Origin of the sequence: Corynebacterium senegalense (assembly GCF_900411315.1) — a bacterium.
GTDB classification, from domain to species: Bacteria; Actinomycetota; Actinomycetes; order Mycobacteriales; family Mycobacteriaceae; genus Corynebacterium; species Corynebacterium senegalense.
This window is the reverse complement of record NZ_LS990887.1, coordinates 1,526,886-1,539,295: the sequence shown is the minus strand read 5'-3', so window position 1 is coordinate 1,539,295 and position 12,410 is coordinate 1,526,886. Positions and strand designations below refer to the sequence as shown.

The 12,410-nt window shown below is 65.2% G+C and carries 10 protein-coding genes, 2 rRNA genes and 1 pseudogene; 4 read left to right on the top strand and 9 right to left on the bottom strand.

The window, feature by feature from the left end:
• Positions 1-4 precede the first annotated feature (4 nt).
• Positions 5-643, bottom strand: a complete 639-nt coding sequence (locus DYZ02_RS07495; RefSeq protein WP_115685679.1) for a response regulator — start codon at positions 641-643, stop codon at positions 5-7.
• A complete protein-coding gene (locus DYZ02_RS07490; RefSeq protein WP_115686421.1) occupies positions 640-1,878 on the bottom strand; it encodes a sensor histidine kinase in 1,239 nt (412 codons plus the stop codon). Before DYZ02_RS07490 ends, DYZ02_RS07495 begins: the two co-directional genes overlap by 4 nt.
• Between DYZ02_RS07490 and DYZ02_RS07485 the strand changes: the two genes are divergently transcribed.
• Complete coding sequence (locus DYZ02_RS07485) at positions 1,877-2,368, top strand: DUF2020 domain-containing protein (RefSeq protein ID WP_115685678.1); 492 nt, start codon at positions 1,877-1,879, stop codon at positions 2,366-2,368. The two genes, DYZ02_RS07490 and DYZ02_RS07485, sit on opposite strands and share 2 nt — an antisense overlap.
• Positions 2,368-3,360, top strand: a complete 993-nt coding sequence (locus DYZ02_RS07480) for a TIGR00730 family Rossman fold protein (protein WP_115685677.1) — start codon at positions 2,368-2,370, stop codon at positions 3,358-3,360. Before DYZ02_RS07485 ends, DYZ02_RS07480 begins: the two co-directional genes overlap by 1 nt.
• A gap of 131 nt (positions 3,361-3,491) precedes the next feature.
• Here DYZ02_RS07480 and DYZ02_RS07475 read toward each other — a convergent pair.
• Positions 3,492-4,232 (bottom strand): annotated as a pseudogene (locus tag DYZ02_RS07475) (class E sortase); the annotation flags it as partial.
• Between the two features lie 51 nt (positions 4,233-4,283).
• On the opposite strand from DYZ02_RS07475, the gene yidC reads away from it, so the two are divergent.
• The gene (gene yidC, locus DYZ02_RS07470; protein ID WP_115685676.1) at positions 4,284-5,417 is read left to right on the top strand and encodes a membrane protein insertase YidC; all 1,134 of its coding nucleotides are present in this window, start codon (positions 4,284-4,286) and stop codon (positions 5,415-5,417) included.
• Here yidC and DYZ02_RS07465 read toward each other — a convergent pair.
• The 4 genes from DYZ02_RS07465 to DYZ02_RS11375 all read right to left on the bottom strand — a co-directional run bounded on the left by DYZ02_RS07465 (position 5,405) and on the right by DYZ02_RS11375 (position 7,771).
• Entirely contained in the window at positions 5,405-6,043 is a 639-nt protein-coding gene (locus tag DYZ02_RS07465) for a TetR/AcrR family transcriptional regulator (RefSeq protein WP_115685675.1), read from the bottom strand. The two genes, yidC and DYZ02_RS07465, sit on opposite strands and share 13 nt — an antisense overlap.
• Positions 6,044-6,194: 151 nt before the next feature.
• Positions 6,195-6,464, bottom strand: coding sequence for a GlsB/YeaQ/YmgE family stress response membrane protein (locus tag DYZ02_RS07460; RefSeq protein WP_115685674.1), 270 nt, complete (start codon positions 6,462-6,464; stop codon positions 6,195-6,197).
• 119 nt (positions 6,465-6,583) lie between these two features.
• Positions 6,584-7,477: a universal stress protein gene (locus DYZ02_RS07455; RefSeq protein WP_115685673.1), complete on the bottom strand. Its 894-nt coding sequence runs from the start codon at positions 7,475-7,477 to the stop codon at positions 6,584-6,586.
• A 147-nt stretch (positions 7,478-7,624) separates the two neighbouring features.
• Complete coding sequence (locus tag DYZ02_RS11375) at positions 7,625-7,771, bottom strand: hypothetical protein (RefSeq protein WP_181896922.1); 147 nt, start codon at positions 7,769-7,771, stop codon at positions 7,625-7,627.
• A gap of 20 nt (positions 7,772-7,791) precedes the next feature.
• Here DYZ02_RS11375 and DYZ02_RS07450 point away from each other — a divergent pair, with 20 nt between their 5' ends.
• Positions 7,792-8,757: a pseudouridine synthase gene (locus DYZ02_RS07450; protein WP_115685672.1), complete on the top strand. Its 966-nt coding sequence runs from the start codon at positions 7,792-7,794 to the stop codon at positions 8,755-8,757.
• 64 nt (positions 8,758-8,821) lie between these two features.
• On the opposite strand, the gene rrf is transcribed toward DYZ02_RS07450, so the two are convergent.
• Positions 8,822-8,939: ribosomal RNA gene (gene rrf, locus DYZ02_RS07445) — 5S ribosomal RNA — on the bottom strand.
• A 130-nt stretch (positions 8,940-9,069) separates the two neighbouring features.
• Positions 9,070-12,146 (bottom strand): 23S ribosomal RNA (locus DYZ02_RS07440).
• Between the last annotated feature and the right edge of the window lie 264 nt (positions 12,147-12,410).

The window sequence follows — 12,410 nt, the reverse complement described above, 5'->3', positions numbered from 1 at the left end:
GGTCCTAGAGAACACCCTGCTCCCGCGCCGAGGCCACAGCCGACGTGCGGGAGCGCACGCCAAGCTTGTCGTAGATGTGCACGAGGTGGGACTTCACCGTCGCCTCAGAGAGCATGAGCTCCTGGCCGATCTCCCGGTTCGAGGCGCCGCCTGCCACCAGCTGGAGGACCTCCAGCTCGCGAGGGGTGAGCGAGGAGCGGGGGGCGCGGTCGCGCGTTTCCAGCCGGTTCTTCACCCCGGGGCTCAGCGCCGGGTCGCCCTTCGCGCAGGAGCGCACCGCGGCGAGCAGCTCCTCCGGCGGGGCGTCCTTGAGCAGGTAGCCCACCGCGCCGGCTTCGATGGCGCCGAGGATGTCCGCGTCCGTGTCGTAGTTGGTCACCACCAGCACCTTCGGCGGGTGCTCCATGGAGCGGCGGATCTCGGCGGTGGCCTCGGCGCCCGTGGTCACGCGGGTGCCCTCCGGGCCCGCGCCGAAGCGGAGGTCCATGAGGATGACGTCGATGCCGCCGGCACGGGCCGTCGAGATCGCGCCCTCCGCCGTGGCCACCTCCCCCACGACCATGATGTCCTCGGCCTCCTCCAGCACGGCGCGCAGCCCGAGCCGGACGATCTCGTGGTCGTCGGCCAGCAAAACCCGAATCATGTCTCCTCCTCCTTTCGGTTGATATTACCCGGCAGAGCGACGGAAACGGCGGTCGGCCCGCCGGGGGCGGATTCGACCACCAGCTCCCCGCCCAGCTCCGCCGCGCGCGTGCGCATCGCGTCCAGCCCCAGGTGCCCCAGGCCCGTCGGCTGCGCGCCCTGGGCGGCGACGTCGAAGCCGCGGCCGTTGTCCACTACGTCGAGGCGCACCTCCCCCGGGTTGTAGGTCAGCGTCACCCGCACCCGCCCGGCGCCCGAGTGCTGCACGGCGTTGGACACCGCCCCCTGCGCGATGCGCAGCAGCCCGGCCTCGGCGCGCATCTGCAGCTGCGTCGCCTCCCCGTCCGTCTCCACCTCGATGACCATCCCGCTGGCCTCGCCGAAGTCCGCCGCGATGCGGTGCAGCGCCTCACCCAGGGAGTTCTCCTTCAGCGGCGCCGGGGTCAGCGCCGCAATCATCGCCCGGGTCTCCGCCAGGCTATTCGACGCCGCCCGGCGCGCCGTCTCCATCCTCCTCTTCGGCGCCGCCAGCGCCTCGCCGTCCAGGCCCGTCGCGTCCAGGTCGCGCTCGGCGGCGTGCAGCAGCATCTGGATGCTGGACAGCCCCTGGGCGACGGTGTCGTGGATCTCGTGGGCGAGGCGCTCGCGCTCCTGGGAAACACCCGCCTCCCTCTCCGTCTCGGCGAGCTGCTTCCGGGTGGCCAGGAGCTCGTCGATAAGCTGCTCGCGCTCCCTGCTCACCCGCGCGATCGTCGTGAAGGCGTAGTTGGAGGCGACCACCACGAGCGCGGACAGGATCGGGCCGACGATCGCGCCGAGGGACAGCCCGCTCGGGATCTGGATGCCGATGGAGATGCCCAGGCCGAGGGCCACCCACATCAGCCCCACCCAGTTGTTGAAGGCGCGCAGGTAGACGAAGAAGAGGATGAACACCCAGTACACCGCGACCGGGGTGATCAGCGAGTCCGCCACCCACAGGCTCGTGAGCGTCATCAGCCACAGGGACTGGCCAACCCGGCCCCAGCGGTACATCTCCACCATCCCGTAGAACAGGAGGAAGGAAAACACCGAGACCAGCACGATGTGCAGCAACGCGAGGTTCAGGGGCATGCCGATCAGCGCGCCCAGGGAGATGAGCAGCAGCGAGACGCTCAACACGGTGATGCCGATGTCCAGCGCCTTGTTGTCCGGCACCTCCGGGGAGGGCTGCTCCAGCATCACTAGTCTTGAGCTCATGCGCATTACCCTACCGACGGCCCTCGCCGCGGCCGCGCTCCTGCTCGCGGGGTGCACGGCCGCCCCCGAAACAGCCCCCGACACAGCCCCGGAACCGGCTCCCGCTCCGGCCGAGGCGTGCCCCTACCTGGTGGCGCAGTGGCTCGCCGAGGCGAACGGGCAGCGCGTGACCCGCGTGGGGGTGGACGACAAGTTCGACACCCCCGCCTGCCAGTTCTGGTCCTACGGCGAGCAGCCGCAGCTGACGGTGCTGGTGCGGCACATGCCCACCCCGGAGGAGGCGATGGCCGTGGTGGACTGGGCCGCGCCCGTCGCCACGACGAACCCTGCCTCCCAGCCCGCCGGGTGGAACGGGGGCCGCGGCGGCGCCGAGGGGGCGGTGTATTCCGTGGCGAAGCGCCCGGTCGCGGTGTCGGTGTGGAGCGACCAGCAGGAATCCGTCAAGGCTCAGGTGGTGGCCGAGCAGGTTATCGCTACCCTGGGCCTGTGATGACTGAGCCCGCCGCGTCCTCCACGATCCACGTCGCCGCCGTTGTGCTGCGCAACCGGGAAGGCGAGGTGCTCTGTGTGCGCAAGCACTCGACGCCCCGCTTCCAGCTGCCGGGCGGGAAGTTCGAGCCCGGCGAGACGCCGGCGCAGGCCGCGGTCAGGGAGGTGTGCGAGGAGGTCGGGGTGGACCTCGACCCGGCGTCGCTGCGGGCCCTGGGCACCTTCACCGCCCCCGCCGCGAACGAGCCCGGCCACAGCGTCCGCGCCGCCGTCTTCGCCCACACCGGGCCCGAGGCCGCCCACGCGCGCGCCGCGGCGGAGATCGCCGAGATCGCCTGGATCCACCCCGCCGCCCCCGGCGCCGCCCAGCTAGCTCCCCTCCTCGCCGGCGCGGTATTCCCGGCGCTGCTCCCCCGCGAGCTGGGCACCGTGGCGGTCTACGCGGGGGCGAGCCCGGGCACCAACCCCGCCAACCTCGAGCTCGCCGAGGCCTTCGGAACTGTCCTGGCGCGGCGCGGCATCACCCTGGTCTACGGCGGCAGCCGGGTCGGGGTGATGGGTCGGGTCGCCCGGGCCGCGGTGGGCGCGGGTGGGGCGTCGATAGGCGTGCTCACCCGGCACCTGGCGGGCTTCGAGCTGAAGTTCGAGGGCCTGACGCGCCTCGAGCTGGTGGACACCCTGGCGCAGCGCAAGGCGCGGATGAGCGAGCTGAGCGACGCCGTGGTCGCCCTGCCCGGCGGGTCCGGCACCCTCGACGAGCTCTTCGAGGAGTGGACCACCCAGCAGCTCGGGCTGCACCGCAGGCCGATCGGCCTGCTCGGGGCGCGTTTCTGGGCGCCGTTCGTCGAGATGGTCGAGCACATGGTCGCCGAGGGCTTCATCCGGCAGGCTGACCGTGACGCGCTCGTCCTCGCCGACGAGCCCGAGGCGCTTCTCGACGCCCTCGCGGCCTGGACTCCCCCGGCCCCGCGCTACACCACGACGTCGTTGTAGGGCATCAGCGAGGACACCCAGGGGAACACGACCTCCATGAGAAAGAGGAACACGGCGATCAGCAGCACCGCCGCGATCACCCCCTTGAGCACCGGCCCGCCGGGCGGGGCGCCCGCGGTTTTGTCGTTGCCCTCCGTGCGCACCGCGTGGATGATCATCCGCTCCGCGTTGGAGAACTGCGAGTGGCAGGTGGTCAGCGTCATGAGCGCCTCCATGCCCGGGTCGGCCTCCGTGTCGTGGGAGCCGGGCAGCGGGTTGATCACGTTGATGTCCTCCGGCAGGGTGATGTGCTGGCCGAGCACGCCGGCGTAGTCGCCCGCCGCGACCCGCTCTGCCTGCTCGCCGCCCAGGCAGGGCGCAGCTTCGGCGGCGCGCTGCGCGGGGTCGTCCGACATCGGCAGCACGCGGTAGGTCACCCACTGCTCGCAGGTCTCCACCACGATGGCGTCGCAGGGCGAGAGGCGGCCGAGGTCGTTGAAGGGCGCGCCCTTGCCCACCCGGTGCCCCGCGACGGCGAAGTTCCCCGGCTCCCCCGGAAGCTGGGTGTCGGGGTAGCGGCCGGGGCCGGCGAGCAGCTCCTCCTCGTCGACGCCCTCGATGATGGCGAACTGGTAGTCCGCACCGAAGGCGGGGATGTACATCCGGGCGAAGGCGTCGCCGAGCGCGGGGTTAACCGCTGCGCGCGGGTTGGCTCACTGCTGCTCGAGCACGTCCTGGGCGTGCTTCTGCAAGCCGCGCGAGTGGAGGTTCGCCCAGTATGACTCGTAGAAGGCGAAGAGCAGTGGGAGCACCCCGAGCGTGAGGAGGATTTCGCCGAACACCTGGCCCGGTGAGACCCGGGTGTCGGCGGGTCTGGGCGGGGCGGGACGCATGGCCTAACATTAACGCAGTCACAAGGACGAAGAAACAGGTGGTACGCGCGCATGATCGAAGCCTTTGTCTACCCCGTCTCGGCGGTGATGAAGTTCTGGCACTGGCTGCTGAGCGGCGTCTTCGACGTTGCCAACTCGCCCGCCTGGGTGGGCGCCGTGACCCTGCTGGTGGTGACGATCCGCGCGTTCATCGCCCCGCTGACCTGGCTGAGCTACAAGACGAGCCGCCTCGTGGTGATCATGCGCCCGAAGCTCGCCGCCATCGAGCGGGAGTTCGGCTCGGACACGACGCCGGAGGGCGTGAAGAAGCACGAGGAGGCGCGCCGCCAGGTGCACAAGGAGCACCGCTACAACCCCTTCGCCGGCTGCTTTCCCGCGCTGCTGCAGCTGCCGTTCTTCCTGGGCCTCTACCGTCTCCTGCTGTGGATGGCCGTGCCCGAGAGCGCCCTCGGCCACTCGCTGGGTCTTCTCTCCCCCGACGAGGTCACGTCCTTCCAGCAGGCCTCCTTCTTCGGGGTCCCGCTGCCCGCCTACGTCTCCATGACGCCGGAGCAGTTCGCGCACCTCGGCACGACGCTTGACGACGTCCGCTCGGTCGCCCTCCCGATGCTCGCCTGCGCCGTCTTCTTCACCACGTTCAACCTGATCCTCTCGCAGATTCGGACGCGTTCGACACTGGAGTGGGACAACAAGGCCGCCCGCCGCATCTACCGTTTCGTCTGGCTGATCGTTCCGTTGGTTCCCCTGATAATCGGGATGGCGGGCCTGACGGGCAAGGTTCCGGTGGCGCTGCTGCTCTACTGGTTCACAGGCAACCTGTGGACGCTGGCGCAGACGGCCGTGCTGTGGTCGCTCCTCGTGCGAGTGCACCCCCTCGACGAGGACGCGCGGGAGCACATCCTCACGTCGCGCGAGACCCGCTTCGCGCAGCGGCGCGGCGCGAAGGAGAAGAAGCGCTCGCGCCGCCGGCGTCGCGCCTCGGCGCTGCTGCACCCCACGACGCTGCCGGCCGTTCGCCGCGAGCTGGCCCAGGAGAAGGCGGAGGAAAAGCGGCTCCGCGCCGAGGAGAAGGCGGAGAAGAAGGAGCTGGCGCGCCAGCGTGGCGCAGCCCGCAAGGAGGCCAACCGCCGCGACAGGGCCGAGGCAGCCCAGCGGCGCGCGGAGAAGAAGGCTCAGATGGAGTAGTCGGAGGGCGGCTCGCCCAGCAGGTCCACGGCCAGCGCCCGGGCCGTCTCGAGCGGGGAGACGTCGCGCACGAAGCGGGCGCCCGCGAGGCCGCCGTCGAGGAAGATGAGCAGCTGGTTGGCCTCTCCCTTGGAGTCGTAGCCGTTCTTGCGGCGCAGCAGGTCCGCCATCGTGGCGTGCATCCAGGCGCGGTGGTTCAGGCAGGTTTCCACGATGCGCGCCTCGGATTCCGTCTCGGGGCGCGGGTACTCGTTCGCGGCGTTGAAGAAGGGGGAGCCGCGGAAGTCCTTGGCGGGTTCCTCGTCGATGGCCATGTCGAAGAAGGCGAGGACTTTGTCGTCAATCTCGCTCAACCCGGCGACGCGCTCCTCCCACCGCTTCCGGTATTCCGTGTCCAGGCGCTCCAGGTAGGCGATGACGAGGTTGTCCTTGGAGCCGAGCAGCGAGTAGAGGGAGGCCTTGGCCACGTCCGCCTCCCGGAGGATGCGGTCGATGCCGATGACGCGGATGCCCTCCTCCGTGAAGAGCTTGGTTGCGGCGTCGAGAAGCCTGTCGCGGGGGCTCGGCCGGTTGCGGCGTCGCGCCGTCGTCTTCTTCTTGCTCGGGCTCGAGCTGGTGTTGGCCACTTGAAGAGTCACTCCCTCACAACGCGGTTGGGCATCTCCACTCAATATAGACAAACCGGTTCGTTCGCACCACACCGGGTCCCGCGCCGCACCCCGGAGGCTGCGAAAACCCCCGGCACCGAGGTACCGAGGGTTCGCGTTCTCGCGGAGCTTAGCGCCTGCGCGAGGAGATGAGGTTGACGATCCACAGCAGGATCACAGCGCCCAACAGGCAGGTGAGGAAGCTGAAGATCATGCCTCCTCCGGCGACATCCACACCGAACAGGTTGAGGACGAAGCCACCGAGGAAACCGCCGATAATACCGACGATGATGTTGGCAAGAACGCCCATGGAGGCGTCGCGCTTCATCACCATCGAGGCGATCCAGCCAGCGAGGCCACCGATAACGATCCAGCCGATGAAACCGAGAGTAGGAGTCATGAGTTCATTTCCCTTCCAAATGTGCTTACGTCTTTACAAGTCAATTATTCCGGAAAATGAAAGTTTCTGCCACAACGCCCACGCACCAATCGGGTAACGGTTTCGCTGCGGGGGCCTGCCTAGCTCTCCGGACGGACAACCATCATCGGGCACGGAGCCGACTGCAGCAGGGCGCGCGAGGTGGAGCCGAGCAGCATCCCTTTGAAGCCGCCGCGGCCGTGCGACCCGGTGACCAGCAGCTGCGCGCCTTCGGCGGCCTCGGTCAGGGCGCGGACGGGGCGGTCGCGGGCTATGATCTTGCGCACCTTCACGTCCCCGTGAGTCTCGCGGAACTCCTCCAGGTAGGTGTCGAGCAGCTCGCTCTTCTCCTGCTGGACGGCCTCCCAGTAGTCGTCCGTGACGGTGAAGCCGGCGCCCGGGCCCTGCACCTGGGTGTCCATCCAGGTGTGCACGGCCACGAGCTCGGCGCCGCGAGCGGCGGCCTCCTCGAAGGCCACGGCGGTGGCCTTCTTGGACACGTCGGAGCCGTCGACGCCCACCACGACGGGGCCGTACTTGTTCTCCTCGGTGACCGAGTTGTCCTCGCGCACCACGACGACGGGGCAGGAGGCGTGGGAGACCACGGCGCCCGACACGGACCCAAGGACCATGCCGGACAGGCCGCCCAGGCCGCGGGAGCCCATGACGATCATGGTGGCGTCCTTGGACATCTCCAGGAGCATGTCGATCGGGGAGCCCTCGGCGACGGCGTGGCCGATCTTCAGGTCGGGGGCAACCTCCAGGGCGATCTCCCGGGCTGCGTCGACCTTGGCGATGGTTTCGCGCTGAAGGTCGTCGAAAAGCTCCTGCGGGGGCATCATTCCCTCGGCGTAGAGAAACTGCGGCATGGTGTAGCTGGCCGCGAGCCGAAGCGGGATCCCGCGCTTCGTCGCGGTGTTGGCCGCCCACCGCACCGCCCTCTCGGAGGCGGGGCTGCCGTCGACGGCGACAATGACGATATCTTCCTTAGTCATTTCCTTAGTCATACTGAGTCCTCTGACCTTTCCGGTTCTCCGGCCGGGCCGGCCGCTTTCGGCCTGCGTTGTGCGTCACACCAACCGGTACTCTATGTACAACTAAACTCTAGCGCGCCCGCCGGAAGCGCGGGCGCCGGGGGGATCCTACTTCGGGATCTCGATGGGGTGAGCCGGCTCAGCGTTCGCCGGGTAGAGGATCTCGTAGAGCATGCGGGCGAAGTCGGCGATAATCTTGCCGACGCCCTCGGAAAAGAACTTGATGGCCGGTTCGAGAAGTGCTGCAAAATCCATAGGGATAGACTTTACACGTCATGGCACGCAGACGAGTCAAAACCTGCCCGCCCCTCCCCCCGCGCGACGGCCTCGGGCCCACCCGCGTGCGCCTGCCCGGCGACACCCCGGTCACCGCGTCCGACTTCATCGCACGCGTCATCGCGGAGCAGCGCCACCGCCATCCGCTCGACGACGACACCGCCGTGCTCGAGCGCTTCGACCGCGGCGAGGTTGTGCTTCGCGACGCCACCCCGCTCGCCCCCTCGACCCTCCTCGAACCGGGGACCGACGTCTTCTTCTATCGCCGGCCCGCCCCGGAAACCCCGGTCCCCCACGAGATCGACATCGTCCACGAAGACGACGACATTCTGGTCGTCAACAAGCCCCCGTTTTTGGCCACGATGCCCCGAGCGGCGCACATTACCGAGACCGCAACGGTGCGCCTGCGCAGGCAGTACGGCAACGATGAGATCACCCCCGCGCACCGGCTCGACCGCCTCACCTCCGGGCTGCTCCTGCTGACCAAACGCCGCGAAATCCGCGGGGCCTACCAGGAAATGTTCGCGCAGCGGGGCGTGCGCAAGCTCTACGAGGCCATCGGCCCCGACGTTGGCATCAGCGCACCGACGCGCTGGGAGCACCACATCGAAAAGAGGCACGGGGAAATCGCCTCTTCGCTTGTCGACGGCGCACAGCCCAACGCCTTCACCCGCGTGCGCAGCGTCACCCCGATGGGCGCGTCCCCGTGGGGTGCCGGCCTGGCGCGTTACCTGCTTGAGCCGGAGACGGGCCGGACGCACCAGCTGCGGGTGCAGATGAACGCCGCCGGCGCGCCGATCGTCGGCGATCCCGTCTATCCGGTCGTGCGTGCCTTCGGGGACGAGGACTTCACCCGCCCGATGCTTCTGGCGTCGATCGGCTTGGAGTTCGTCGATCCGCTCAGCGGTGCCCCGCGGCGTTTTACGGCTGGGGGGCACACGGGTTTGCCTGTCGAAGGCTGGTAGGCGGGTATGTCAAAAGCGCCTGTCCCGGGTGGGGTCAGGCGCTTTTGTTTTTGTGAAGTTGTTGGGTCGGCGGTAACTTACTCTCCCACTCCCTCCCGGGGGCAGTACCATCAGCGCGGGCGGGCTTAGCTTCCGGGTTCGGAATGGGTCCGGGCGTTTCCCCGCCGCCATCAACCACCGACACACTTGTTGGGTTGATCATGTTGGGTTCATGTTCAATTATTGTTCTGGCCCCCACACACGCACTGGTTGGTGGTGTGGTGTGTCAGATACTGCATAGTGGACGCGGGCACGATTCTTGGTGCTCATTGTTTGTTGTGTTTGTTGGTGTATTAGTACCGGTCACCTTCGCGCATTGCTGCGTGTCCAGATCCGGCCTATCAACCCCATAGTCTGTGGGGAACCTCAAAAGAAACCTCATCTCAAAACAGGCTTCCCGCTTAGATGCTTTCAGCGGTTATCCCTTCCGTACGTAGCCAACCAGCCGTGCTCCTGGCGGAACAACTGGCACACCAGAGGTACGTCCGTCCCGGTCCTCTCGTACTAGGGACAGCCTTCTTCAAGTTTCAACGCGCGCGGCGGATAGAGACCGAACTGTCTCACGACGTTCTGAACCCAGCTCGCGTGCCGCTTTAATGGGCGAACAGCCCAACCCTTGGGACCTACTCCAGCCCCAGGATGCGACGAGCCGACATCGAGGTGCCAAACCATCCCGTCGATATGGACTCTTGGGGAAGATCAGCCTGTTATCCCCGGGGTACCTTTTATCCGTTGAGCGACACCACATCCACAAGTAGGTGCCGGATCACTAGTCCCGACTTTCGTCCCTGCTCGACTAGTCAGTCTCGCAGTCAAGCTCCCTTGTGCACTTACACTCGCCACCTGATTGCCAACCAGGCTGAGGGAACCTTTGGGCGCCTCCGTTACTCTTTGGGAGGCAACCGCCCCAGTTAAACTACCCACCAGGCACTGTCCCCAACCCAGATCATGGGCCAAGGTTAAGGTATCCACTACGGTCAGAGTGGTATTTCAACAACGACTCCACAACCACTGGCGTGGCCGTATCACAGTCTCCCACCTATCCTACACAAACCGCACCGAACACCAATACCAAGCTATAGTGAAGGTCCCGGGGTCTTTTCGTCCTGCCGCGCGAAACGAGCATCTTTACTCGTACTGCAATTTCACCGGGCCTGTGGTTGAGACAGCAGGGGAGTCGTTACGCCATTCGTGCAGGTCGGAACTTACCCGACAAGGAATTTCGCTACCTTAGGATGGTTATAGTTACCACCGCCGTTTACTGGGGCTTAAATTCTCCGCTTCGGCACAACATGCCTAACAGGTCCTCTTAACCTTCCAGCACCGGGCAGGCGTCAGTCCGTATACATCAACGTAAAAGTCTTCGCACGGACCTGTGTTTTTGATAAACAGTCGCTCCCCTCTATTCTCTGCGACCCCACCACGCTAACCACCGTAAAGATGGCGCACACAGCAGGGTCCCCCTTCTCCCGAAGTTACGGGGGCAATTTGCCGAGTTCCTTAACCACAGTTCACCCGACCGCCTTAGTATTCTCTACCTGACTACCTGTGTCGGTTTCGGGTACGGGCCGTGTACACACTCGCTAGAGGCTTTTCTCGACAGCATAGGATCACCACCATCACCCCACAAAGGGGCTACGCATCACGCCTCACACATAATGAGCCCCGCATTTAACAAGGGCCCGTGCCACACGCTTGCACCGCAATCCATTAAGCGGCGTAGCTACCTTCCTGCGTCACCCCATCACTGACCTACTACGGATCAGGCCCCACACCTCGTCCCACCACACCACTCAAAGAGCAAGTGACAGCAGCACTCGGCGTGGTTAGTATCACCGGTCCAGTCTTGGGCGCGTATACACGGGTACGGGAATATCAACCCGTTGACCATCGACTACGCCTGTCGGCCTCGCCTTAGGACCCGACTCACCCTGGGAAGACGAACTTGACCCAGGAACCCTTAGTCATCCGGCGGATAAGATTCTCACTTATCACTCGTTACTCATGCCTGCATTCTCACTCGCACACAGTCCACAGCCCCTTCCGGTACTGCTTCACCCCATGCACGACGCTCCCCTACCCATAACACATGTTATGCCGCGGCTTCGGCGGTGTACTTGAGCCCCACTGAATTGTCGGCGCGGAACCACTCGACCAGTGAGCTATTACGCACTCTTTCAAGGATGGCTGCTTCTAAGCCAACCTCCTGGCTGTCTTCGCGATCCCACATCCTTTTCCACTTAGTACACCCTTAGGGGCCTTAACCGGCGATCTGGGCTGTTTCCCTCTCGACTATGAAGCTTATCCCCCACAGTCTCACTGCCATGCACCACTTCAACCGGCATTCGGAGTTTGGCTGACATTGCTAAGATGATAGTCCCGCTCAACCAACCAGTAGCTCTACCTCCGGCAAGCTAACATGACGCTGCACCTAAATGCATTTCGGGGAGAACCAGCTATCACGGAGTTTGATTGGCCTTTCACCCCTACCCACAGCTCATCCCCTCAGTTTTCAACCTAAGTGGGTTCGCGCCTCCACAACCTCTTACAGCTGCTTCACACTGGCCATGGGTAGATCACCCCGCTTCGGGTCCAGGACATGCCACTTGCAACACCCCATTAGGATTCGCTTTCGCTACGGCTCCCCCACCAACGGGTTAACCTCGCGACATGCCGCTGACTCGCAGGCTCATTCTTCAAAAGGCACGCCATCACACACACGAGGTGCTCTGACGGATTGTAAGCGCACGGTTTCAGGAACTATTTCACTCCCCTCCCGGGGTACTTTTCACCATTCCCTCACGGTACTATCCACTATCGGTCACACTGAGTATTTAGGCTTACCGGGTGGTCCCGGCAGATTCACAGCAGATTCCACGAGCCCGCTGCTACTCGGGAAACACACAACACACCAACACACGCCTTCACGTACAGGGGCTCTCACCCACTACGGCGCACCATCCCAGGCAACTTCCGCTAACACGCGCTGAATGTGCACAGGCATGACAGTACCTGCAACATGCATCCCCACAACCCCACATGCGCAACCCCTGCCAGGTATCACACACACATGGTTTAGCCTCATCCGCCTTCGCTCGCCACTACTAACGGAATCACAATTGTTTTCTTCTCCTACGGGTACTGAGATGTTTCACTTCCCCGCGTCACCCCCACACAGGCTATGAATTCACCTGCAGGTCACACCACACAACTGGTGCCGGGTTTCCCCATTCGGACATCCTCGGATCAACGCTTTGTTGGCAACTCCCCGAGGCTTAACGCAGCCTCACACGTCCTTCATCGGCTCAGCATACCAAGGCATCCACCGTACGCCCTTAAAAAACACTAACAACACGCACCCACCACAAGGCAGGCACGCACACAAGAATAAAGATGCTCGCGTCCACTATACAGTTCTCACACACCACACCCACACACCAAAAACACACCACACGGACGTGCCCAAGCATGCAGGGCCTAAGGAAACAACACACAAACGCGTATCATCCCAGACACCCGACAGCGCACCAACATACCCGTCCACAAAAGACCACTCGCTTGCAGGCAACAATTGCACACCACACGCACAAAGCACCACACACAATGATGCCGGC